At 38.9% G+C, this 24,166-nt stretch carries 20 protein-coding genes; 8 read left to right on the top strand and 12 right to left on the bottom strand.

The features are described 5' to 3' along the window. Positions 1 to 37 precede the first annotated feature (37 nt). Together LCM02_RS01690 and LCM02_RS01685 are read right to left on the bottom strand one after the other, a co-directional pair. The gene (locus LCM02_RS01690; protein WP_224926582.1) at positions 38 to 520 is read right to left on the bottom strand and encodes a methylated-DNA--[protein]-cysteine S-methyltransferase; all 483 of its coding nucleotides are present in this window, start codon (positions 518 to 520) and stop codon (positions 38 to 40) included. Positions 521 to 527: 7 nt separating this feature from the next. Continuing rightward, on the bottom strand, positions 528 to 1,295 hold the full coding sequence (locus tag LCM02_RS01685; RefSeq protein WP_224926581.1) for a TatD family hydrolase: 768 nt from the start codon (positions 1,293 to 1,295) through the stop codon (positions 528 to 530). 72 nt (positions 1,296 to 1,367) lie between these two features. On the opposite strand from LCM02_RS01685, the gene arsC reads away from it, so the two are divergent. The 6 genes from arsC to LCM02_RS01655 all read left to right on the top strand — a co-directional run bounded on the left by arsC (position 1,368) and on the right by LCM02_RS01655 (position 9,657). Beyond that, positions 1,368 to 1,706 carry an arsenate reductase (glutaredoxin) gene (gene arsC, locus LCM02_RS01680; protein ID WP_224926580.1) on the top strand — a complete coding sequence of 113 codons (339 nt, stop codon included), beginning with the start codon at positions 1,368 to 1,370 and terminating at the stop codon, positions 1,704 to 1,706. A gap of 98 nt (positions 1,707 to 1,804) precedes the next feature. Beyond that, positions 1,805 to 4,240 carry an outer membrane beta-barrel family protein gene (locus LCM02_RS01675; RefSeq protein WP_224926579.1) on the top strand — a complete coding sequence of 812 codons (2,436 nt, stop codon included), beginning with the start codon at positions 1,805 to 1,807 and terminating at the stop codon, positions 4,238 to 4,240. Between the two features lie 385 nt (positions 4,241 to 4,625). After that, entirely contained in the window at positions 4,626 to 7,097 is a 2,472-nt protein-coding gene (locus LCM02_RS01670; protein WP_224926578.1) for a TonB-dependent receptor domain-containing protein, read from the top strand. Between the two features lie 126 nt (positions 7,098 to 7,223). After that, positions 7,224 to 8,624, top strand: a complete 1,401-nt coding sequence (gene fumC / locus LCM02_RS01665; RefSeq protein WP_224926577.1) for a class II fumarate hydratase — start codon at positions 7,224 to 7,226, stop codon at positions 8,622 to 8,624. Positions 8,625 to 8,687: 63 nt separating this feature from the next. Beyond that, positions 8,688 to 9,233: a nucleoside deaminase gene (locus tag LCM02_RS01660; protein ID WP_262902476.1), complete on the top strand. Its 546-nt coding sequence runs from the start codon at positions 8,688 to 8,690 to the stop codon at positions 9,231 to 9,233. A gap of 16 nt (positions 9,234 to 9,249) precedes the next feature. Further along, positions 9,250 to 9,657 carry a hypothetical protein gene (locus tag LCM02_RS01655; RefSeq protein WP_224926576.1) on the top strand — a complete coding sequence of 136 codons (408 nt, stop codon included), beginning with the start codon at positions 9,250 to 9,252 and terminating at the stop codon, positions 9,655 to 9,657. Here LCM02_RS01655 and LCM02_RS01650 read toward each other — a convergent pair whose 3' ends face one another. The 8 genes from LCM02_RS01650 to pta all read right to left on the bottom strand — a co-directional run bounded on the left by LCM02_RS01650 (position 9,658) and on the right by pta (position 19,263). Then, positions 9,658 to 9,807, bottom strand: a complete 150-nt coding sequence (locus tag LCM02_RS01650) for a hypothetical protein (RefSeq protein WP_224926575.1) — start codon at positions 9,805 to 9,807, stop codon at positions 9,658 to 9,660. Positions 9,808 to 9,936: 129 nt separating this feature from the next. Then, positions 9,937 to 11,811, bottom strand: coding sequence for an NADP-dependent phosphogluconate dehydrogenase (gndA, locus tag LCM02_RS01645; RefSeq protein ID WP_224926574.1), 1,875 nt, complete (start codon positions 11,809 to 11,811; stop codon positions 9,937 to 9,939). Between the two features lies 1 nt (position 11,812). Next, positions 11,813 to 12,772 (bottom strand): SMP-30/gluconolactonase/LRE family protein, encoded by a 960-nt coding sequence (locus tag LCM02_RS01640; RefSeq protein ID WP_224926573.1) that lies wholly within the window; start codon positions 12,770 to 12,772, stop codon positions 11,813 to 11,815. 23 nt (positions 12,773 to 12,795) lie between these two features. Then, positions 12,796 to 13,419, bottom strand: a complete 624-nt coding sequence (locus tag LCM02_RS01635; RefSeq protein ID WP_224926572.1) for a gluconate 2-dehydrogenase subunit 3 family protein — start codon at positions 13,417 to 13,419, stop codon at positions 12,796 to 12,798. Next, on the bottom strand, positions 13,416 to 15,119 hold the full coding sequence (locus LCM02_RS01630) for a GMC oxidoreductase (RefSeq protein WP_224926571.1): 1,704 nt from the start codon (positions 15,117 to 15,119) through the stop codon (positions 13,416 to 13,418). Before LCM02_RS01630 ends, LCM02_RS01635 begins: the two co-directional genes overlap by 4 nt. A gap of 176 nt (positions 15,120 to 15,295) precedes the next feature. Continuing rightward, entirely contained in the window at positions 15,296 to 15,808 is a 513-nt protein-coding gene (locus LCM02_RS01625) for a DinB family protein (RefSeq protein ID WP_224926570.1), read from the bottom strand. A gap of 106 nt (positions 15,809 to 15,914) precedes the next feature. Next, positions 15,915 to 17,105: an acetate/propionate family kinase gene (locus tag LCM02_RS01620; RefSeq protein ID WP_224926569.1), complete on the bottom strand. Its 1,191-nt coding sequence runs from the start codon at positions 17,103 to 17,105 to the stop codon at positions 15,915 to 15,917. A gap of 64 nt (positions 17,106 to 17,169) precedes the next feature. Beyond that, a complete protein-coding gene (gene pta / locus LCM02_RS01615) occupies positions 17,170 to 19,263 on the bottom strand; it encodes a phosphate acetyltransferase (protein ID WP_224926568.1) in 2,094 nt (697 codons plus the stop codon). A gap of 136 nt (positions 19,264 to 19,399) precedes the next feature. On the opposite strand from pta, the gene hutI reads away from it, so the two are divergent. Together hutI and lipA are read left to right on the top strand one after the other, a co-directional pair. Then, positions 19,400 to 20,635, top strand: coding sequence for an imidazolonepropionase (gene hutI / locus LCM02_RS01610; RefSeq protein WP_224926567.1), 1,236 nt, complete (start codon positions 19,400 to 19,402; stop codon positions 20,633 to 20,635). A gap of 123 nt (positions 20,636 to 20,758) precedes the next feature. Further along, complete coding sequence (gene lipA / locus LCM02_RS01605) at positions 20,759 to 21,628, top strand: lipoyl synthase (RefSeq protein WP_224926566.1); 870 nt, start codon at positions 20,759 to 20,761, stop codon at positions 21,626 to 21,628. 674 nt (positions 21,629 to 22,302) lie between these two features. Here the strand turns inward: lipA and LCM02_RS01600 are convergent. Together LCM02_RS01600 and lpxK are read right to left on the bottom strand one after the other, a co-directional pair. Further along, positions 22,303 to 23,127, bottom strand: a complete 825-nt coding sequence (locus LCM02_RS01600) for a purine-nucleoside phosphorylase (RefSeq protein ID WP_224926565.1) — start codon at positions 23,125 to 23,127, stop codon at positions 22,303 to 22,305. Then, positions 23,111 to 24,145, bottom strand: coding sequence for a tetraacyldisaccharide 4'-kinase (lpxK, locus tag LCM02_RS01595; protein ID WP_224926564.1), 1,035 nt, complete (start codon positions 24,143 to 24,145; stop codon positions 23,111 to 23,113). The genes LCM02_RS01600 and lpxK overlap by 17 nt, the downstream gene beginning before the upstream one ends. Positions 24,146 to 24,166 lie beyond the last annotated feature (21 nt).

Raw genomic sequence — 24,166 nt, 5'->3', positions numbered from 1 at the left:
TCAATCATAGCAATTTATTCCTCCAATTTCCACGATCCTAAAACAAACTTGTCTGCCGGGTAGGACTTTCATGTTCAAGTAACCATTTCTTTCTCCACAATCCTCCGGCATAACCCGTAAGTGATCCGTTTTTACCAATAACTCGGTGACAGGGAATGATTATCCATATTGGATTTTTACCGTTGGCAGCAGCCACGGCTCTTATCGCTTTGCTATCACCTAATTTCAAGGTCTGTTCCATGTATGTTGAAGTCTTCCCATAAGGTATCGATAACAATTCCATCCAAACTTTCTTTTGAAACGCCGTACCTGCAGGATTCAATTTAATGGTAAACACTTTTCTTTCACCCGAAAAATACTCGTTCAACTGCCTGATACATTCCAAAAGTACCTGAGAAGGATTTTCAGTTACAGGCAGCCTTTCTTCAAGGACAGAAACTTCCGAAATACCTTCCTGATCCCCAACGATTTTGGCAATTCCCAGAGGTGTCTTAATGTAAGCTGTTTCGTATGAATTCATTATCGTTTTATACTCCAAAGAGTTCCTGAGAATTCTTCGTTGTGATTTTAGCTATTATTTCAGGGCTACAGCCATAAATATCTGCTAGTTTATCCAGAATATGAATAAGATAGGCACTCTCATTTCTCTTCCCGCGAAAAGGGCTCGGAGCAAGATAGGGAGAATCCGTTTCAAGCACAATATGTTCCAAGGGTATTTCTCCAATAAATTTATCCAAACCACCATTCTTAAACGTAACAACTCCCCCGATTCCCAATTTAAAACCATAGGATAAAACTTTATCTGCCTGTTCCCTGTTTCCGGTAAAACAATGAAAAATTCCATTCAGATCTTCATCGTTGACCTGATCCATCACCTCAAAAATCTCATCAAACGCTTCCCTGCAATGGATCGCAATGGGCAGATTCCTTTTTTTCGCCCAGGAAATCTGCACTTTAAAAGCTTCTTTCTGTTCTTCCAGAAAGGTCTTATCCCAGTACAGATCCATTCCAATTTCGCCAATTGCATAAAACTTGTGGTTATCCAATTGTTTCTCTACTTCCGATAATTCCTGCAAATAATCTTTATTGACGTGAGTCGGATGGAGACCAGCCATCAAAAATATATTTTCCGGGAAAGACCTCTCCAGTTCATACATTCTTGGATAATAGGAGGCGTCGATGGCGGGAATAAAAAATCGCTCTATACCCAGAGCAATTGCCTTTTCTACAATTTCCCGCCTGTCTTCGTCGAATTGTTCCACATATAAATGGGTGTGCGTATCTGTTAACATCATAGGGCAAATATAATTTAACATAAGCAAAAAATGCTTTATTTTTGAACTCACAACAAATCAAACCTGTTAAAAATGAAAATCTATCACAATCCCAGGTGCAGCAAAAGCAGACAAGGTCTTGCCATCGTTAAGGAAGCCAATGTGGATTTCGAAATCAGAGAATACTTAAAAGAACCTGTTTCAGCTGAGGAACTCACTGAAATTTTAAGGAAATTAGACATTCCGGCTATAGAACTGGTCAGAAAGAATGAAAGGGACTGGAAAGAAAATTTCAAAAATAAAAATCTGAGTGAACAGGAAGTGATTGAAGCCATGATTGAATTCCCAAAATTGATCGAAAGACCAATTTTTGTGAAAGGAGAAAAGGCCGTAATAGGCAGACCTCCGGAAAAAATCAAAGATCTCCTTTAACTATATCGAACTCAATGTAAATGACTGAAAATACCCCGAAACCACTATTTTATTTTGTTCGGAAATAAGCTATTTTTATCGAATTGCGCCTTTTTGAAATGAAACTATTTGGTATTCTGATCACGTTTCTCCTCTCCTTCAGTTTATTAGGTCAGGAACTAAACAAAACGAATCTCGTTACCGGCTATGTTAAAGATGCCGAAACTCACCTTCCCTTGCAATTTGTGACGGTGACTCTTCAGGATATCAATTCAGGTGAACTTACCGGGGATGTAACGGATAAAGAAGGTAAATTTGAATTATCAGTTCAGGATTCCAAATATTACTGCATCGTCGAGTCCTTATCGTTCCAGCCTTTTATTATTAAAGTCCTATCGGTCAATCAGGACATTGAGATGGGTGTGATAGAGCTGGAGAAGAATGTAGAAAACCTGGATGAAATTGAGTTGATTGCCAGGTCAAAACTGGTTGATCATGAAATGACAAAAAAGATTTATAATGCCTCGAAAGATATCGCTAATATTGGAGGAAATGCAATTACAGTTCTTGAAAATACCCCAACGGTAAAAGTTGATTTACAGGGAAATATAACCATAAGAGGTAACCCTGCTCTTGTCCTTGTAGACGGAAAACCTTATGCAGGACAGATTAGCAATGCGGATATTCTGAGTCTGATACCGGCCAACTCAATTAACAAGGTAGAGATCATTTCTCAATCGGCAAAATACGATGCCGAAGGAAGCGGTGCAATTTTAAATATTATCCTGAAGAAAAGAACAATTGAAGGCTATAACGGAACGGTAGAGGGACACCTTGGAATACCAGATAATGATGGTTTGTCGGCTTTTGTCAATTATAAAACAGACAAGATCAATATGTATTCTACTGTAAGTTTCAACCATGCTGTCAAAATCAAGGACACGGAGATCGAACAGATCTTTTTGGACGAGAATCAGGAACCAACGGGAAATTTTGATCAGATTCGATCTGATTACAGGCAGAGAAATAGTTTTTTGATCAATTTGGGGAGTGACTTTTATCTTGACGAAAAGAATACACTCACAACATCTGTTCTATATACCAACGCCAACAAAAACTATGATTCCGAATTGATTTTGAATGATTATCAACCCTTAAATACGTTGATAAAATCCTCCATTCGAGATGTAGATGACAATACAGATGAAGGGTTTTTGGAGGCCTATATTCGTTACGCCACCAGATTCGAAAAGGAAGGTCACCAGCTGTCGTTCGACCTGAAATACGACAACAGCCTGGCAGATAATGAAACGGATATCTTAAATACAGAAACCTTTCCTGGAAATGGTGTTTCTGAGCAAAAGTATGTTAAGGATGAATCTGTCGATAACTTCTATCTGAAAGCAGATTATACACTTCCTCTAAAAAATGATGCAAACTTTGAAGCAGGAATAAAAACCAGTTTCAGAAATTACGACAATGATTTTGCCTCGAGCAATTTAAATCCTTCAACGAACAGATTTGATTTGATCCCCGATTTTACGAGCAGAATTGCATATAAAGAAACCATTAATGCTTTTTATGCTAGTTATTCCAAACAACTTGAAAAATTGAGTTTTTCTCTTGGCCTTCGAACTGAAATCACAAATACGGAGATTGAAGAAAAAATCATAGATTCAACTTTTGCAAATGATTATACAGATCTTTTTCCAAATGCATTGATCACGTATTCTTTTAAAGAAGATAATCTTCTTTCCATCGGATACACTAAGTATATTGACAGGCCTTCGATATCCCAACTTAATCCGTTCAATTCATTTACTGATGAAAGATTTATTCTGGTTGGAAACCCTTATCTGCAACCTTATTACACAAACTATTTCTACCTTGAATACTATCATGAATTCGAAAAGGTAACAATGAATACAGCTCTTTTTTACTCAAATTCCACGGACAGGATATTAAACGTACTGGAGAATACTGGTAATCAGACCATTGACGGATTTGATATTTTTAGAAGAATACCCATTAACAATGGAACATTGAACTACACCGGTTTAGAGGTGGAAGCTACGTATAGCCCCAACAATAAGCTGAGGCTCTATGGTGTTTTAAGTCCTTACTATTCTCAACTCTCAGACACCCGTGATAATGCTTACGACTTTGATAACTGGGTCTGGTACGGGAATTTCAGGCTTCTCTACAGGATCAATAATACCTTGCGTTTCAATATAGACTATACTTATCAATCAGCTCAGAAAACTGCGATAACTGAATTAAAAGCCTTCCAGTACGCTAATCTCAACGTTGCCAAAGATTTTTGGGGAGGCAAATCTACTTTAAGCTTTAAGGTCAATGATATATTTTATACTAAGAAAGCACAATTCAGTTCTTTGGAGGCGAATACGATAACCCAAAGAGACTTTATATTCGATACACAATACCTGCTTTCCTTTTCGTATCGTTTCAATAAGAGCAATAGAAGAAACAGTCAGAACAGGGCTAAAGATATAGACAAGAATATTTTTGAAATTGAAGATCAACTCAAACAGTAGAAAAATCTCTAAAGGAAGCATAAAAAAAGCTTGTTAATTCAACAAGCTTTTCGTTTTATTTTGATTTTGCCTTTTTGGCTTCCTTCTTTAACTTCCAATTTTCGATTAAATTACCAAATAACCAATACGGAACCACCGTGGTCAACAGAAAAATCAACATCCAGAACCCCATTGTAAAGATGGTTAAAAAAACTAAAAATCCTAAAAATTGACCTATTTCCATATCCGTTTATACTTGGTTTATTTCTGTGCCAAAAATAATACATTATTTTAAAATGACAATTAATTATATGAGTAATTTAAATTAACAAAATATTAACAAGTTGTCGTTTAAACTAAAATCTATCTTGCACGTCCAAATGATGATCTTTACTGAAACGACCCTATGAGACTTTCCATACTTTTTATCTGCCTTTTTTTTATTCATTCAATCGGCTTAAGTCAAGAGCGTAAAAGACCTGAGGGAGATGGAAGACCCCAGCGGGAAACGTTTGAAATTATTGGGGTGGTTTATGAAAAGAATGAAAAAATACCCTTGGAGTTTACTACGGTTATTTTGAAACCATTAAGGGGTCAGAAGGTTTTTGGTGGTATGACCGATGACAAAGGAAAATTTCTGATTGAAGCCCCAAGAGGCAGATACAATATAAGCTTTGAATTCCTTTCTTTTAAAACTGTATCCCTCGAGAATATTGAAATCAACGAAAATATTGATCTTGGAGAAATTTTTCTTGAGGAAGATTCAGAAGCGCTTGATGAAGTTGAAGTCATTGCCGAAAAAAGTACTATGGAAGTCAGACTTGATAAAAAGATCTATAACGTAGGAAAAGATATGACGGTAAAAGGGGGAACTGCGAGTGATGTGCTTGACAATGTTCCTTCAGTAACCGTTGATGCTGAAGGTGTAGTGAGCCTTCGGGGAAATGAAAATGTCAGAATCCTGATTGATGGTAAACCAAGTGGCTTGATTGGTTTGAACGATACTGAAGCTTTGCGTCAATTCCCTGCAGATGCCATTGCTAAAGTTGAGGTTATCACGAGTCCTTCAGCCAGATATGATGCCGAAGGAACAGCAGGAATTTTGAATATTATATTAAGAAGAGACAAAGCTACAGGATTTAACGGTGTCGGTACCATAAATCTCGGTGAGCCAAAATATTACGGAGGATCAGCCAGCCTGAATTACCGACTGGAAAAAGTAAACTTCTTTACAAATATAGGCTATTCGGACAGAGAAGCACCGGGTAATGCCAGTTATGAGACGGTTTATTTTTCTCCCAATGCCACCTACCCTTTTACAGACCAGAAGATCGATTACATTAGATCGAGAAAAAACTTGAATGCCAATATTGGCCTTGAATATTATTTTACAAAAAACACATCACTTACAGGAAGTTTTTTGTACCGGGATTCGAAAAGAGGCAATTCCTCTGAAAATTTCACGGACGCCTATAATGATTTTGATGATCTGGCCAATACCACATTCAGAAATGAGAATGAAGAATCGGATGGAAACGTTTTTCAGTATGACCTGAATTTCATGCATAAATTCAAAAATGAAGGCCACCAGATTGATCTCGATCTCCAATATCAGGACAACAGCCAAACGCTTAACAGCCTGATCACCAATGAGGAACTTTTTCCTGCACAAAAGGACCTGCCATCTCAAAAAATTTATTCCGATGAAATACAAAAACGATTCCTCCTTCAAAGTGACTATGTCCTTCCTATTGGTGAGAATCAGCAGGTTGAACTCGGGGTTAGAATAAACGCTGAAGACAGGGATACGGATTACAGGTTTTATGACGAAGATGAAAATGGAGATTTCATAGTGAATGACAGCCTTACCAATTTTTTTGAATATGAAGAGCTGATATCAGCGTTTTACGGGCAATACGGGAACAAGTTTGGGAAATTTTCAGCTTTACTGGGATTGAGGGTTGAAGGAACAAATATAGATATCCGATCAACCGGAAAAAATATCGACTCAGTAAATACCAAAAATTACGTCAATTTCTTTCCTACTGTAAACCTGGTATATGAATTTACGGAGAGTGAAAACCTGACACTGGGTTATAACAGCAGGATCAGAAGACCAAGGTCCTGGTTTATTAATCCTTTTCCTTCTCAATCAAGTCAGACAAACATATTTCAGGGAAATCCGGATCTTGACCCTTCCATTTCTCATGGAATGGATCTGGGATATTTTAAAAGATGGCAAAAAGTTACTTTTAACACTTCTGTTTATTTCAGCCATGCCACAGATGTATTTCAATTTATAAGACAGGACACGGGACAAACAACCGAAGATGGCATCCCAATTATCAGAATAACTCCTATAAACCTCAGTACAGAAGATCGGTTCGGCACTGAATTTTCAGCCAACTACACCCCAAAGAAAAACTGGAGGTTCAACCTGAGCTTTAATTTCTACAACTCAACCATTGATGGAGAATACGACGGGGTTGACTTTGGGTCCAATTTTAACAGCTGGTTTACCAGGGCGAGTTCCAAGATCATGTTACCCGCTGAAATCGACTGGCAGACCACCCTGATGTTCCGGGGCCCAAGACAGAACTCTCAAACCAAAACAGATGGAATGTTTATGGCCAATATGGCTTTCAGTAAGGATATTTTGAAAGGAAACGGCACACTGGTATTTAACGTGGATGACATGTTCAATTCGAGAAAACGCGTCTCAAATACCCTTACCAACTCCTTTGAACAAAAGAGTGAATTTCAATGGCGACAGCGTCAATTCAGACTTTCCTTTACCTATCGTTTCAATCAGAAAAAACAGCGTCAGAGACAGCGTGGCGGAATGGATGGAGATGAAGGAGGAGAATTTGGCGGATAGAATCCAAACCTGCGAAAATACAAGCTTACGCTCAACCATTTCATGACAAAAATCACCTTGATTTGAGCCCTTTTCTGCCTGTTGTTTTGTATCTTTGATGCACGTTTAGAATCAAATTTATCACACATGAATTACAGAATAGAGCGCGATACAATTGGAGAAGTCCAGGTACCCGCAGATAAATACTGGGGAGCTCAAACAGAAAGATCCAGAAACAATTTTAAAATTGGGGAAGCAGCTTCAATGCCAAAGGAAATCATAGAAGGATTTGCCTATTTGAAAAAAGCAGCAGCATATACAAATCACGAACTGGGTGTACTTGATAAGGAAAAACGAGATGCCATAGGAGCGGTATGTGATGAAATACTGGAAGGTAAATTAACAGATCAATTTCCACTGGTTATATGGCAAACCGGATCCGGAACACAAAGCAACATGAACTGTAATGAGGTAATCGCCAATAAAGCCCACGTAAATCGCGGTGGTGATCTTACGGACAGTGAGCGTTTCATTCATCCAAACGATGATGTGAACAAGTCTCAATCTTCTAATGATACCTTCCCAACAGGTATGCATATTGCTATTTACAAAAAGGTCGTTGAAGTTACGATTCCCGGAGTAGAACAATTAAGAGAAACACTTCATCAAAAGTCAATCGAATTCTCGAATGTTGTAAAAATTGGAAGAACGCATTTGATGGATGCGACTCCGCTTACTTTGGGGCAGGAATTTTCAGGATATGTCTCGCAACTTGATCATGGGATAAAAGCACTTAAGAATACGCTTGAGCACCTATCCGAATTGGCCCTGGGAGGAACAGCCGTTGGAACAGGAATCAACACTCCGGAAGGATATGCGGAACTTGTGGCAAAATATATAGCTGAATTTACAGAATTACCTTTTGTCTCGGCTGAGAATAAATTTGAAGCCCTTGCAGCCCATGATGCTGTGGTTGAAACTCATGGTGCCTTAAAACAACTTGCGGTATCGCTGATGAAAATAGCCAATGATATCAGAATGCTCGCTTCAGGACCAAGAAGTGGTATTGGAGAAATCATTATTCCGGCGAATGAACCTGGATCTTCTATCATGCCCGGAAAAGTAAACCCTACACAGTCAGAAGCGCTTACAATGGTTTGTGCACAGGTCATTGGGAATGATGTTGCAGTAACGGTAGGTGGCATGACAGGGCATTATGAATTAAATGTTTTCAAACCTGTGATGGCTGCCAACGCTTTGCACTCGGCCCAACTCATTGGTGATGCATGCGTTTCTTTCAACGATAATTGCGCGGTAGGAATTGAACCAAACTATCCGAAAATTCAGGAATTACTGAACAATTCACTGATGCTGGTTACAGCTTTGAATACAAAGATAGGTTATGAGAATTCCGCTAAAATTGCCAAGACCGCTCATAAAAACGGAACAACTTTAAGAGAAGAAGCCATTAATCTTGGTTTTCTGACCGGAGAAGAATTTGACGAATGGGTTAAGCCAGAGGATATGGTTGGAAGCCTGAAAGTATAACTGAAATTGAAGGTGAAAGGCGGGTATGCCCTGTCTTTCACCTTAATATGAACCTTTAGATCCATGTGCAATAATTTTAATAAGAAATTTATTGATGAAGCTGCCAAAGCGCTCAATGATCAGAATGATGAAGTATCAAATGAAGATACTGGATATATGGATCAGGCAACGGCCATTGCAATCAAAGGAGTTATTCAGAATGAAGGAGGGCCTTTTGGATGTGTAATAGTTAAAGACGGGGAGATTATTGGCAGAGGGAATAACAAAGTTACCTCCACAAATGATCCTACGGCTCATGCTGAAATTATCGCGATAAGAGAGGCTTGTAAACATCTTGATTCTTTTCAGCTCGAAGGTTGTATCATTTATACAAACTGTGAGCCCTGTCCAATGTGCCTTGGTGCAATTTATTGGGCCAGGCCTGAAAAAGTATATTACGGCTGTAATAAAACCGACGCAGCAAAAATCGGTTTTGACGATAATTTTATTTATCAGGAGCTCAATTTGGAATTGAGCAAAAGAAAGATTCCATTTGAGCAGTTAAATCGCGAAGAGGCGTTGAAGGCCTTTAAAACATGGAAAGAAAAAGAAGATAAAATAGAGTATTAATTTAAATTATTCTGTTATGCGAAAGCTAGGTATCTGGATCGATCAAAAAGAGGCTAACCTCATTACACTCACGAAAAAATCGGTACAATCCAAAATCATCTATTCTGGGATTGAAACGAGAATCAGGGAAGAAGGGGAGAAAAAGCAATTTGGCAGGTTTGGCGATCAGTACATGGTAGATGAAAAAGGAAAAGAAAACAGAATCAAAGAATACACCAACAAATTCCTTCAGAAAATTGTCAAAGAATTGTCAAAAGCTGATGAAATACTTTTGTTTGGGCCCGCTCAAATGAAGTTTAAATTGGAAAAAATTGTTTCGGATACTCCGGATCTGGCCTTAAAGCTTAAGGCAACGAATACTACGGGTAATATGACACATAATCAGAAACTGGCTTATGTCAGAGATTTTTTCAAGATAAGCTGATCAGAGCCCTCGGCTCAGTTGCCTGATTCTATTGTAATACTCTTCGTATTCCTTCTCAGCGAGCCGTTGGGCCTTGCTGTTAAAGATATCTTTTACGCTCTGTTTCTTTCTGTCGTGATTGTCAGAAACTCCTGATCTTTCATTTTTCATTTCTTCGCAATTTTTAATAATAAACGGAAGAAACCACTAATTTATTATACCAGCATGAAGAGGTGGCGTTGATTTTAAACGGAAAACCTTATTGCCAAGCACTTCAATAATCATCTAAAAACTAGGTTATTACAACCAATTCGTATGAAAATATTCCGATTCCGGCGAATCTGTTCGCTGGTAAGTATGCGCCCCAAAAAAATCTCTCTGTGCCTGTATAAGATTGGCTGATAACCTTGCACTCGTCATATCGATCCAATAGTGATAGGAAGCTGTCAGACAATGCATGGAAACCCTGTTATCAAGAGCCACGGCTAAAACATGCTTTACGGATTGCTCCGTTTTCCTGAGTGCTTCAAAAACAGAATTCATTTGAATTAAGTCCTGCTCTGATTTGAACTCCTCATGCAACTCATTCATCAAATACGACTTAATAATGCAGCCATCGGACCATATTCTTGCTATTTCAGAGAAATTCAAATTCCAATTGAATGAGTTTGATGCTGATTCCATGAGCTTAAAGCCTTGTTGATGATTGATCAGTCTACCAAAATGATATGCCTGTTCCAAGGATTTTAGGTCTATGTTGGCCGTGCTCTTTTCTTTGGTTTCCAATTTCAAGGCCATTTTTACACGTGCTTCCTTAAAAGAAGAAATGTATCTTGCAAATACTGCCGAGGACATCATTGTGTTTGGTATACCAAGATCAAAAGCGGCTTTACTCGACCAGGACCCGGTTCCCTTGTTTCCCGCTCTGTCCAGGATCAAATCCAGCAAGTAGACATCTCCTTCCTTTTTCTCCAAAATTGTAATGGTAATGTCCAAAAGATAACTGTAAGCCTTTCCACTGTTCCAATTTTTAAACAGTGAGGCCATTTCCTGGTAATCCATCTGCTTGGATAACAAAGCATAAATCTCTGCCAACAACTGCATTTCCACATATTCGATCCCATTGTGGACCATTTTAATAAAATGGCCTGACCCTTCTGGGCCTATATAGGCACAACAGGTTTTTCCAAAATCATCTTTGGCAGCAATGGATTCCAAAATATCGGAAACCTGCCCATAACTTTCCGCACTTCCTCCAGGCATGATTGAAGGCCCTTTCCTGGCTCCTTCTTCACCTCCTGAAATTCCTGCTCCAATAAATTCGATTCCAAATTCCCGGGCGAGATCGAATCTTTTCTTTGTGTTCAGATAATGGGAATTCCCTCCGTCAATTACAATATCGCCCTCTTCAAGTAAAGGAAACAGTTGATTGAGAACCAAATCAACCGTTGGCCCGGCCTTGATCATAATAAGGATCTTTCTGGGTCTTGAAAGAGAATCAATAAAAGCCTTCAGTTCAGTAAATCCATATATATTCTTGTATTCTGAATTTTCAGATAAAAAATTATCCACCACATCTGCTTCACCCCCATCAGCCCTGTTATATACAGATAACCGGTATCCCTTATCTGCAACGTTCAAGCTGATACTGCTCCCCATTACACCCAAACCAAAGACACCGAATTCACTCTTTTTACTTTCCATATCTGATTTTATTTGATCAACGATTTCTACAGGCGACTGCGCTATATCCACATGTATTCCATACTGCGGGATCTCAAGAGCCTGAAATTGAGATTTTAGCAATTTTCCACTCATATAATGTCCGGTTCTCTTATTGATCCGATCCATGATAAGGTCATACGATCCATCAAGATAGACCCATTGAATGTTTTTAAGATTTCTGGACAATATTTTTCTATACTTTTCCTTTAAGGCGGAACAGGCAAGGACCGCTCCATTTACTGCTTCCCACTCCTGTAAATTGGAAGAAAGAATTTCCAGCCAGGATGCGCGGTCTTGGTCGTTCAAAGGTGTTCCACTCGACATTTTGTCAATGTTCTCCTGCGGATGATAGCTATCTGCATCATAAAATGGAATATCAAGCCTGTTTGAAAGTTCTCGGGCGATCGTGGTTTTACCACATCCGCTAACGCCCATCACTATTATAATCATATTATTGTCCAAAAAAATTACCTTTAACTCCCCTTACTCCTGGCTTCACCTCAAATATCGATCCTGCATCAGGGAATTTCCTTGATTCTTCTTCATTCATATCGAGACTTGACGTAGTGATATAAAGCGTTTCAAAGTTGGGGCCTCCAAATGAACAAGAAGTTACATTATGTGCAGGAATAATAATTTTCTCCATAAGCTCACCAGATTCAGGATCAAACCTAACCACAGAATTTCCATTCCAGAGAGCAACCCAAAGCTTGTCTTCTTCATCGATAGCCATACCATCTCCATAACCCAGTGATTCAGGAATCACCACAGCGATACGTTCATTGGAAATTTCACTTGTATCTAAATCATAGTCAAATGCCCTTATATGGCCAGTAGGAGTATCTATATAATACATGGTACTTTTATCCCTTGTCCAAACTATACCATTGGAAATCGTTATGCTGTCAAGCATTTTAGTACTCTCACCGGATGGGCTTATTTTGTAAAGGTTGGCCTTTGGAGCTGTCTGCTCCAAATGCATGGATCCCACCCATAAGTTTCCGTTAGGATCACATTTACCATCATTAAATCGGTTTTCATTCATTTTGGATTCCACATCTGACAAAAGTGAAATGTTCCCCGATTCAGTATTAAGTATGTAAATCCCATCCTCCAGGGCGATAACTGCTTCATGCCTACTTTTTGGCACCACGGTTCCAACACGCGACGGGGTTTCAAAAACCTGATTCGATTTTGTAAGGGGATCAAATAAAAAAACTTTTCGATCCTCAATATCAACCCAATACAATAGCTTCTCCTTATGATCCCAGAAAGCACCCTCTCCTAACTTGGCATTAATTTTTAAGCTTAATCCAACTTTGTGATTTTTCATTTCCTCATCTTCTCTTAAATTAGAAAATCCTGCCACCACGAAAACGGAAAACAGTACAATGATAAATTTACTTTGCATACTAAAAAATGAATGTTTTTTGATCAAATAGTCCAGGCATTTCCCACCTCAGATACAGGTATACAAGGTGAATATTCTCCCGGAATGGGATCAAAATTAAGTACCTGGGTTCCTACTTTTTCAGACGTGAAATAGCCAAACAATGAAAGCCCTCTAACCGTAAAAAGAAATTTGTAAAGATCAAAGTCCTTTTTTTCCTTTTCATCCAGCTCATCCCTGTTACGATACAACAAATATTTTACTTTACCCTCTTCCTTTGGATTTAGCTTGAAATATTTTAAAAACAATTCCTCTACCTCTTTTCTAGTGGTTTTTTCCGTCATTTTACCGGAAAGTTCTTCCAGCCTGACGGAAAAGATTTTACTGCCTTCATGAAATAAATGTTGCTCCTCTTCAGATAATGTATCCTTGCACATTAGGTCAATAAACTGAGGAAGATTCAATTCCAAACCGCCTGGAGTAGCACCTGAGGGTAATATGATGTCTACCAGGTCCGATACCAGCTTCTTTTCTTCGGGTTTCAAAAATAAAGCTGACCAAGTCTCCTTCTTTTCTTCACAAGACTGCAATACGCTTAAAGCGGCAGGTGTTGCTACAAGTAATCCCGTTGCCATACCCAGGCCCTTTAACGCCTCTCTCCTTTTCATATCTCTTTATTTTTGTTTTTATTAAACTCTTTGGCTGCGTGATTCGCTGCTCTTGCTGTAAGAGCCATATAGGTCAGGGATGGATTCTGACAGCCTGAAGAAGTCATACATGCCCCGTCAGTGACATATACATTTTTCACTGCATGAACCTGATTATATCCGTTCAAAACAGAAGTCCCGGGATCTCTTCCCATCCTTGCTCCTCCCATTTCATGTATGGCCAGTCCCGGTGCATAATCATTAGGGTTATCAAACCCCTGGACTTTTTCATAACCTGCTGCTTTAAGCATTGCAACAGCCTGTTCCTGAATATCGATCCTCATTTTCCTCTCATTTTCCTTAAACTCAACATCAAAGTCAATTGTGGGTAACCCCCACTGGTCCGTCTTATCGTAATTCAATGTTATCTTATTGTCGTGATAGGGAAGACATTCTCCAAATCCTGTAATTCCGATCACCCATGGGCCTGGTTTTACCAGTTCATTTTTCATAGATTCACCAAAACTCATTTCAGCAATACCTCTTCTCCAGTTCCTTCTGCTTGCAGCTCCCTGATAACCGTAGCCTCTTACATAATCTGATCGCTGTGATTTCTCATCCAGATTTCTGAATCTCGGGATATACATACCTCCGGGACGCCTTCCTTTGTAGTAGTCATCCTGATGTTCGTCAACAATGGCATAAGCGCCTACTCCGAGGTGATGATCCATAATATTGTGACCCAGTTCTCCGCTGTCATTGCCTAAACCATTTGGAAATCTTTTTGATTTTGACTGCATAAGAATCGAGGTTGATGCAATCGCCGAGGCACAACAAAAAATGATTTCTGCTTCAAAAAAAAGCTTTTCTTTTGTTTCTGAATCAATGACGCGAACCCCTGAGGCTTTTCCTTTAGCTTCATCATAAACAATCTCGTAGACTATGGAATTAGGCCTGAGGGTCATATTGCCCGTTCTTTCGGCGGCAGGAAGGGTTGATGAATTGCTGCTAAAATATCCTCCGTAAGGACAACCTCTCATACATCTGTTCCTAAACTGGCACTTTGCTCTTCCCTCATGCACCTTATCTCCGGTTATATGTGCAATTCGACCATGTGTTACCACCCGGCCGTTCATTTTATCCGCCACCCTTTCGGCAAAATCAGCCTCAACACAGTTGAATTCCATGGCTTCTGTAAATTTACCATCGGGAAGCTGACTGAGGCCCAGGTTGGTCCCGCTCACTCCAATATATTCTTCAACTTTATCGTACCAGGGCTCGATATCCTTGTATCTTATCGGCCAGTCTACCCCGTATCCGTCTTTTTTATTGGCCTCAAAATCCATTTCACTCAATCGATATGAATGCCTTCCCCAAGTGATGGATCTTCCACCTACATGATAACCCCTCATCCAGTCGAATCTTTTTGTTTCAGAATAAGGATGATCGATGTCATCAACAAACCAGTGTCTGTGTTCCTCAGCCGTGGTGTATCCCGTTCTGGATTGTTTTTCCTGCCTTTTGGCGTCTTTCACGGATGACCTGTTACGATATTTAAAATCCCAGTTTTCCTTAAACATGGTTGGGTAATCAGTTACGTGCCTGACCATTCTCCCTCTTTCCAAAACCAATGTTTTCAGACCGTTTTCACAAAGTTCCTTCGCGGCCCATCCGCCGGAAATACCCGTCCCAATTACTATAGCATCAAACTTCTGACTCATTTTCTTCTTCTGTATCTAAGTTTTTTAACCATTATTCAATCTTAACATATAATGTTTCGGCCTGGGTAGATTTTTGAAAAATACGCATAACTACACAACGCCGTGTTCACATTTTTTCACTGAAAATTTACAAACAACTCATCGCTGTAAATACCAATACTGCTCTGTCTCAGAACCTACAGGTATCTTTCCTGAATTACTCTTAAATGATGGAGAACGTGACCGCTACAGATATAACCTAAAGCTTCTACAGAAAACTCACCACTTTCAACCTCCCCGGTCAAGGCAAGAATCTCTTTGTCAAAATCCTCAAACATCAGAATAGTTGACCTTCTCAATAAACAAAATTCATCGAGGAGTTTATGAAAATCCCGTTGATTGATATCATAATTGGAAACATAGTCATTTTCGTCAAATCCTGCCAAAGTTTTTTTATCCATTCTTGAAAACCGTAAGGCTCTGTATACAAATACCCTCTCAGTATCAATCATATGCTGTACCACTTCTTTTATAGTCCATTTCCCCGGTTGATACCTGAATTCAAATTTATCTTCACTAATATCGTATAAAATCTGTTCAAACAGTTCAAGAGAATGTTCCAGATATTCCAACAGAGAAATATCTTTGTCAAGAATACGAATATAGGTGTCGAAATATGCAGGATAACCTTGTTTTTCAAGTTTATTCATAAATAGGAAAAAATAAATTCGTGCTAATTTAACCAATTCCTGTCAATCGGTTAAAAATTCACGAATTACACTGAAAAACTAGCTTAAAGACCAAGGAATCCTGTATTTACAATCTGTTCAGGAGGTTATAGGATTGATTCGCTATTTCAATTTCCTCGTTAGTAGGGATCACCAGAATTTTAACTTTTTCATTTTCGGCCTGAATTTCTCTCAGGTCACTGGATCTTACAGCGTTCTTTTCGGGATCAAGTTTGATTCCCAGATACTCCATCTCATCACAGACTAGTTTTCTGATGACATCAGAATTCTCTCCAATTCCGGCGGTAAAAACCACTGCATCTATTCCGTTCATTACAGCAATGTAGGCTCCAAGGTATTTTTTTACACGGTATGCATTCATCTTCAGGGCCATCAAACAATTTTTATCTCCTTGCTCGGCCTTAAGTTCGATTTCTCTTAGGTCACTATATCCTGTAAGTCCCTGCATTCCGCTTTCTTCCTGCAGTATTTTCTTAACCTGACCCGATGAATAACCAAGTTCCTCCATCAAAAAGAAAATGACGGATTGATCAATATCACCGCTTCTGGTTCCCATGACCAGACCATTCATGGGCCCGAACCCAAGTGAATGCTCTATGCTTTTACCATCTTTAACTGCTGTAATACTGCAACCGTTACCTAAATGAATCGATACAATTTTCGATCTTTCCCTTCCTAAATAATGTATTGCTTTTTCTGAAACGTATTTATGACTGGTCCCGTGAAAACCATAAGCCCTTATCTGCTCTTCTTTTAGAAATCTATCAGGAATTGCATATCTAAAGGCTTCTTCGGGCATAGTCTGATGAAATGCCGTATCAAAAACCGCTATTTGGACGGCTTTCTCAAATATTTTTTCAGCAACCTCAATCCCTTTCAGGTTATGAGGGTTGTGCAAAGGTGCAAGGCTAAAAAGTTCTTTGATTTTACTCTTTACCTCTTCATCAATGACCACCGTTTCTGAAAAAGAACTTCCACCGTGAACCACTCTGTGTCCAACGGCTTCTATTTCACCGGCATCTTTTAACAGGCCAACAGAATCACTGAGCAATATACCGGATATCATCTGAAGCCCCGTTTCATGATTAGGTATATCCCTTATTTCGTCAATCCTCTCACCTGACACAGAAAGTTTTATTTTCGATTGATCCAGTCCAATTCTTTCAACCATTCCCGATGCGAGAACATTTTTCTGAGGCATTTCAATCAACTGAAATTTGATCGATGAACTTCCCGAATTAATAATCAATATTTTCATATTTCTCTCGATGATTTTCTTTAAAAGTTATAACTTTTCCCATTGTATTTTCGGTCCGGATATGTCAACCTTGCTGAGCCTGAATGGCCGTGATAATGACGGTATTAAATATATCATCCACAGTGCAGCCACGGCTCAGATCATTCACAGGTTTATTTAAGCCCTGTAACATCGGACCAATCGCTATGGCCCCTGTTTCCCTTTGAACAGCCTTGTAGGTATTATTTCCCGTATTCAGATCTGGAAAGATCAATACACTTGCCTCTCCGGCAACCTCAGAGTCAGGTAATTTCTTCTTTCCAACTTTTATATCTACCGCGGCATCATATTGAATGGGCCCTTCAACCTTAATGTCAGGACGCAATTCTTTTACAATTTCGGTAGCCTTTCTAACTTTATCGACATCCGCTCCCTGCCCAGAGGAACCAGAAGAATAAGAAAGCATGGCTACCTTGGGTTCAATACCAAAGGCAGCACTTGAATCTGCCGAAGAAATTGCTATTTCCGCCAACTGCTCCGCAGTGGGGTTTGGATTTATGGCACAATCCCCGAAAACCGATACACGGTCATCGAGACACATAAAGAATATTGACGAAACTACTGATACATTTGGTTTTGTTTTTATAAACTGAAGTGCGGGCCGGATGGTATGTTGTGTGGTATTCACAGCTCCGGAAACCATCCCGTCAGCATGCCCTTTGTAAACCATCATGGTTCCGAAAAAAGAAACATCATGCATCAGATCCCGTGCCATACTGATATTAATATTTTTATGCTTTCTCAATTCATAAAATGTATTCACATAATCTTCAAAATGTGGAGAATGTTCGGGGTTCACAATATGAACCTTATCAAGATTCATACTGACTCCTAGTTCTTTCATCTTTTCCTGAATGCTGTTTCTGGAACCCAGTAAAGTAATTTCCACGATGTCAAGAACCGTTAAACGGGCTGCCGCCAGTAAAATTCTATCATCAGTACCTTCTGGTAAAACGATATGCTTTTTAATTTTTTGCGCCTTTCTCAATAAATCATATTGAAACATTCTTGGTGTCAACCCTTTTGGTTTAAAGGTCAAATACTTACGCGTAAGGTCTCCAATATCCACATACTTGTCAAATGTGTTGAGTGAAGTATAAATGCGCTGCTCATTACTGGGATAGATATGAGATCTGATCGCTCCAATTCGGTTGGCTACCTCGAATGTACCTCTGTTTATGGCCAGAATTGGAACCACTTCCCTCAAACCAGAGATGAGTTTCATCACAGATTCTTCGGGCCGTAATCCACCTGTCAGGACAATTCCGGCTATTTTCGGATAGTTGTCAGAAAGACTCGCCTGAAGAGAGCTCAGTATGACATCAGCCCGGTCCCCGGGGGTAATAACTAAACAATTTTGTTTTAGATGAATTAAAAAATTTCTCAGTTGCATGGCACCAACGGCAGAATTTTCTACCTGATTGTCGAGTTGATCTTCCCCAATAAGGACTTCTGCCCCTAATTCTTCCGCGATTTCCTTTATGGTTGGGTTATTCAGGCTCTTGATCATTGGAATAACCCCAACAAATGTCCTTTCATCAACCATTGCTTCCAAATCTTCCGAAACAGTTCTCACTTCATTCTCATCCACCTTATTGGCAACAATCCCCAGTATCTTGACTTCTTTATCAGCAAATGAATCATAAGCCAGATGAAGATTGGTCAAAAGCTCTTCATTTGATTTTCCTTTACCACTTCCTACCAAAATCACAGGTATGCCCAGGTTTTTTGCGATCACAGCATTTACATCCAGCTCAACAAACACCGCTTCACCTGAAAAATCGGTCCCTTCCACCAAAATAAAATCGAAACGCTCTTCAAGTTCCTTGTATTTTTTAATTATGACATCCAGTATTTCACCCTCCCGACCCTTGGTCTTCTTTTTTATTACTTCTGCCCCGGTCAAAGCATAACAATCTTCATACTCCATTTCAAGATTGAAATGCGTCAAAACGGTCTCTATATGATTATCCTTTTTAGAAGCGTCATGCACCTCAATTATAGGCCTGAAATACCCTACTTTCCTGGTTCTTCCCAGTAAAATACTCATCAAGCCAAGGGTAATGATTGATTTTCCGCTTTCTGCTTCCCCCGTAGCTATGTAAATGGCTCTGCTCATTATTCAAAATTTTCACAAAGATACTTATATCCATAATTCTTGCGCCAATTATGTGGTAACATTTGTAACTTTTAAGATGAGAAAAGTGATTTAAATAATTAAATTAGCCTTACGGACTAATTAGTGAAAAGAAATCATGAAAACTTTATTCTTTAACATCAAAGAGCTTGTTCAAATCCGGGATTCTTCTACTTTGAAAGTTCAAGGTGAAGAAATGAAGAAACTGCCAACGATAAAAAATGCTTTTCTGGTTGTAGAAGATGAAAAAATTACTGATTTCGGATCCATGTCCGATCTACAGAATTTCAACGCGGATCAGGTTATTGATTCAAGGGGACAAATGATTCTTCCTGCCTGGTGTGATTCTCATACACATATTGTTTACGCGGGGAACAGGGAGTCGGAATTTGTTGACCGTATAAACGGCCTCTCGTATGAAGAGATTGCCTCAAAGGGGGGTGGAATTCTTAATTCAGCTAAAAAACTGGAAGAGAGCTCCGAGCAGGAATTATTCGAACAGGCTTCACAAAGGATCAAAGAAGTAATGCGACTGGGAACCGGAGCCATTGAGATTAAATCCGGTTACGGGTTAAGCCTTGAATCAGAACTCAAGATGCTGAAAGTGATCAAAATGCTAAAAGACACTTTCGCCATGGATATCAAAGCTACTTTCCTTGGAGCCCATGCCTTTCCGAATCAGTTCAAAGAAAATAAAAATGCTTATGTGGATTTGATCTGTGATCAGATGATTCCGGAGGTGGCCTCACAAAACCTTGCTGATTTCATCGATGTTTTTTGTGAAGTCGGCTATTTTGATGTGGTCCAGACTGAAAAGATCCTGAAAGCGGGAAAAGCGTATAACATGATTCCAAAAATTCACGTTAATCAGTTTAACAGTATTGGAGGAATCGAGGTTGGTGTTAAGTGTAAAGCCCTCAGTGTGGATCACCTGGAAGTTATGAACGAAGACGATTTTGAGATATTGAAAGGTTCTGAGGTCATGCCCGTTGCACTACCTTCATGTTCATATTTTTTAAGCATTCCTTATACTCCTGCAAGAAAAATCATCGATGAGGGTCTTCCTCTGGCCCTGGCAACGGATTTCAATCCAGGATCTACACCTAGCGGGAATATGAATTTTGTGGTATCAACGGCTTGTATAAAAATGAAAATAACTCCTGAAGAAGCCATAAATGCAGCTACGATCAACGGAGCCTATGCCATGGGCCTCAGTAATTCCTCTGGCAGTATTACAAAAGGAAAGGATGCCAATCTCATCATATACAAAGATATTCCTTCTTTAAACTTTATTCCCTATGCCTTTGGAAGCAATTTAATAGATAAGGTAATGATCAAAGGGTCCTTTATCTGAGAATCCAGACATTCATGGTTAAGGCATTTGTCCTTAAAGAGCAGGAATAAAAATGAGCCGGGCCTCCTTGCTCCTCTTTAATGTTTTTCTTCGTAAATTTGCAGCCACCAAAATACTAAAGGAATGTCAGATAAATCAGTGATCACCCCAAGAACGAAAAAACCGGAATGGTTAAGAGTCAAATTACCGGTTGGAAAAAAGTACACCGATCTGAGGGGTTTGGTCGATAAATACAAGCTTAATACGATTTGTACCAGTGGAAGTTGCCCCAATATGGGTGAATGCTGGGGAGAGGGAACTGCTACTTTTATGATTCTAGGCAATATCTGTACCCGATCCTGTGGTTTCTGTGGTGTAAAAACAGGGAAACCTGAAAGTGTTGAATGGGATGAACCAGAAAAAGTAGCCCGTTCCATTCATCTTATGAAAATTAAACATGCTGTGATCACATCCGTAGACAGGGATGATTTAAAGGATGGAGGTTCAATCATCTGGGCAGAAACGGTTGAAGCGATCCGCAGAACAAATCCGTCTACCACCCTGGAAACCCTCATTCCTGACTTCAGAGGAATAAAAACCAATATTGACCGCATAGTAAAGGTGGCACCGGAAGTAATTTCTCATAACCTTGAAACCGTAAGACGCCTTACCCGCGAAGTAAGGATACAGGCGCAGTATGACAGAAGCCTGGAGGTTTTGGAATACTTAAAGGATTCTGGCCAAAAAAGGACCAAATCAGGAATTATGCTAGGACTGGGAGAGAAAGAGGAGGAGGTTATAGAGACCCTTAATGACCTATACAAGGCAAAAGTTGACATTGTTACCATAGGTCAATATCTTCAACCAAGTAAACAGCATCTTCCTGTACATGAATTCATAAAACCGGAACAATTTGAAAAATATAAAAAGATTGGCCTGAACCTTGGCTTTAGATATGTCGAAAGTGGAGCCTTGGTACGTTCTTCGTATAGAGCTGAAAAGCATTTAATATAAATATTTGAAATTAACATATGATTAACTTTTAAAATCTAATTTTTGGTATAGATTTTGATACTTAGTAAAATGAAGCAAGATTCCCCATTAATTTTGACTTCGTATGATTAATTTTGAGTTAGTAAGCAAAAAGCGCCTCTGTGAGAGGTGCTTTTCTGTTATAGCTCTTAATGTTTCTTCAAACATTTCTAACGAAGCCTACTATTTTTTAAGAAGTGCTCTTTTTTTTATGGATAAATACCTCAAAAAGGATAATAAATCATAAAAAAACGAATATTTAATAAAATATTAACATTAGCATTCAATTTTGGCACAGCATTTGCATTTTATCTACTGAAGCAAAATTCCCCACTAATTTTGTTTTCATTATGATTAATTTTGAGTTAGTAAGCTAAAAGCACCTTTAAATCAAAGGTGCTTTTTTCATTTTTTAATAGTTCGTAATTCCAAAACGGAAATTAGAATATTTTTAAATTTCTTATAATTTTGATCTTTTATTTTTGTGTATTTAGTAATAAAATAACTTTAATTTAATTTAACTATCAAAATATTTGCTCACTCACCATTAATTTCGTAAATTCGAACCAACAAGATTCCTCACAAAATTTTGTTCTTCATTTATGATTAATTTTGAGTTAGTAAGCTAAAGCACTTCTACATCCGGAGGTGCTTTGTTACTTTCTAAGAATCAATTTTCCTATAAAATCCTCAACCAAAGTACTTATTTTCTTCTCTGAAGATTTTGCTGCTATTTGCACCGCCTCATGGGATACTTCCTCAATTTTTCCCTCTATTCCAAGATCCGTAATTACAGATAGGCCAAAACATTCCATATTCATATGCTTGGCCACTATAACTTCAGGCACTGTACTCATTCCAACCGCATCGGCTCCAACCAATTTTACCATTCGGTATTCGGCAGGAGTTTCAAAAGTTGGCCCTTGCAAGGCCAGGTAAATTCCTTCTTTAACCTCAATTCCTTTTTCCGAAGCAATTTTCTTCATCAATGCTATCATCTCCAAATTATAAGGCTCGTGCATATCCACGAACCTGGGCCCAAACCGATCATCATTTTCTCCGCGTAAAGGATGCTCTGGCATCATATTTATATGATCCTTAATGATCATTACATCTCCAACCTTAAATTCCGGATTTACTCCTCCACACGCATTTGAAACAATAAGTGTATCTATTCCCAGGAATTTCATCACCCGGATCGGAAAAGTAACCTCTGACATTTCCCAACCTTCGTAGTAATGAAACCGGCCCTGCATGGCTACAACTTTTTTACCGGATAATTCTCCGTAAATCAAGGTTCCCGAATGCCCGGAAACCGTGCTTACGGGAAAATTAGGAATATCGTGGTACGGAATTCTCTTTTCAATCTGAATCATATTGACTATACCACCCAATCCGGTACCTAAAACAATACCAACCTGAGCTTTTTCAATTCCAATATCCAGAAGAAACCTTCCAGTCTCCTTAATTTTGTCGTACATAATCTTGAATTAATTTATTAAACTTTTCATCTTCACCCATTATTTTTGTCTTAATGGGAAGATAATAAACCGGCAGATCAATATTGCGGAAACTTCGAACATAATCTTTTTCAGTGGTTAGAATAAGCTTTTTGTCCTTAGACATCCCATTAAATTTGGATTCGATTTCCTTAAGCTGCTTTACACCAAAAAAAAGGTGATCCGGATATTTTATGGGTTCAAAGTCCACTTTACGGTCTCCCAAAAAGCCTACAAGCGTTGCAGGGTTTGCGATTCCTGTGACAAGTAATACCTGATAATCCTCAAGAGCACCTATTTCTAATTCATCTCCTTTATCATTTCGGATATGTTCATCATAATCAACACTGCTGAAAAATATATCTTTCTTAAAAGATGTCGAAAGTTTTCTGATAATTTCATCCTTCTTTTTCGCATCCAAATCTGAAGGACATTTTGTAACGACCACAACATCTGCTCGCCGGGCTCCTGAAACCGATTCTCTTAAATTTCCGGCCGGAAGCAATAAATCATCAGGATATAGATCGTCATAAGCGGTTAACAAAATGTAAAAACCGGCTTTGACATAACGATGCTGAAATGCATCATCCAAAAGAATCAGCTCAAGTTCTGGTTTGAGCTCTTTAAGTTTTTCAACGCCTCTCACCCTTTTCTCATCTACCGCAACGGTCAAATTACTGAATTTTCTATAGAACTGATAAGGCTCATCTCCAATATCCCTTGCCGTGCAACCGTCATGTGCCATTAAAAAACCTTTTGTTTTTCTTGAATATCCTCTGCTTAACACCGCTGTTTTGTAATTGGAACCAAAAATCCGTATCAAATATTCAATCATCGGTGACTTTCCCGTACCGCCAACATTTAAATTTCCCACAGCAATTACAGGAAAATCAAAGGATTTTGATTTTAGTATACCTAAATCAAAACACCGGTTTCGAATACTAATAATAAATCCATACAGAAGGGAAAAGGGGAACAATATTTTTCTCAGTGAATTCACCAGCAGCAATTTACAAAAATA

Origin of the sequence: Lutimonas saemankumensis, assembly GCF_020171465.1 — a bacterium.
Lineage (GTDB): Bacteria > Bacteroidota > Bacteroidia > Flavobacteriales > Flavobacteriaceae > Lutimonas > Lutimonas saemankumensis.
This window is presented reverse-complemented; position numbering and strand designations above follow the sequence as displayed.

Bases quoted from the DNA above. Each gene is read 5' to 3' on its own strand.
- LCM02_RS01620 (WP_224926569.1), bottom strand. From the start codon at position 17,105: ATGAAAATATTGATTATTAATTCGGGAAGTTCATCGATCAAATTTCAG.
- fumC (WP_224926577.1), top strand. From the start codon at position 7,224: ATGAATTACAGAATAGAGCGCGATACAATTGGAGAAGTCCAGGTACCC.
- LCM02_RS01630 (WP_224926571.1), bottom strand. From the start codon at position 15,119: ATGAGTCAGAAGTTTGATGCTATAGTAATTGGGACGGGTATTTCCGGC.
- LCM02_RS01690 (WP_224926582.1), bottom strand. From the start codon at position 520: ATGAATTCATACGAAACAGCTTACATTAAGACACCTCTGGGAATTGCC.
- hutI (WP_224926567.1), top strand. From the start codon at position 19,400: ATGAAAACTTTATTCTTTAACATCAAAGAGCTTGTTCAAATCCGGGAT.
- LCM02_RS01640 (WP_224926573.1), bottom strand. From the start codon at position 12,772: ATGCAAAGTAAATTTATCATTGTACTGTTTTCCGTTTTCGTGGTGGCA.
- LCM02_RS01675 (WP_224926579.1), top strand. From the start codon at position 1,805: ATGAAACTATTTGGTATTCTGATCACGTTTCTCCTCTCCTTCAGTTTA.
- LCM02_RS01635 (WP_224926572.1), bottom strand. From the start codon at position 13,419: ATGAAAAGGAGAGAGGCGTTAAAGGGCCTGGGTATGGCAACGGGATTA.
- LCM02_RS01625 (WP_224926570.1), bottom strand. From the start codon at position 15,808: ATGAATAAACTTGAAAAACAAGGTTATCCTGCATATTTCGACACCTAT.
- LCM02_RS01670 (WP_224926578.1), top strand. From the start codon at position 4,626: ATGAGACTTTCCATACTTTTTATCTGCCTTTTTTTTATTCATTCAATC.
- LCM02_RS01655 (WP_224926576.1), top strand. From the start codon at position 9,250: ATGCGAAAGCTAGGTATCTGGATCGATCAAAAAGAGGCTAACCTCATT.
- lipA (WP_224926566.1), top strand. From the start codon at position 20,759: ATGTCAGATAAATCAGTGATCACCCCAAGAACGAAAAAACCGGAATGG.
- LCM02_RS01685 (WP_224926581.1), bottom strand. From the start codon at position 1,295: ATGATGTTAACAGATACGCACACCCATTTATATGTGGAACAATTCGAC.
- pta (WP_224926568.1), bottom strand. From the start codon at position 19,263: ATGAGCAGAGCCATTTACATAGCTACGGGGGAAGCAGAAAGCGGAAAA.
- LCM02_RS01650 (WP_224926575.1), bottom strand. From the start codon at position 9,807: ATGAAAAATGAAAGATCAGGAGTTTCTGACAATCACGACAGAAAGAAA.
- arsC (WP_224926580.1), top strand. From the start codon at position 1,368: ATGAAAATCTATCACAATCCCAGGTGCAGCAAAAGCAGACAAGGTCTT.
- gndA (WP_224926574.1), bottom strand. From the start codon at position 11,811: ATGATTATAATAGTGATGGGCGTTAGCGGATGTGGTAAAACCACGATC.
- LCM02_RS01600 (WP_224926565.1), bottom strand. From the start codon at position 23,127: ATGTACGACAAAATTAAGGAGACTGGAAGGTTTCTTCTGGATATTGGA.
- LCM02_RS01660 (WP_262902476.1), top strand. From the start codon at position 8,688: ATGTGCAATAATTTTAATAAGAAATTTATTGATGAAGCTGCCAAAGCG.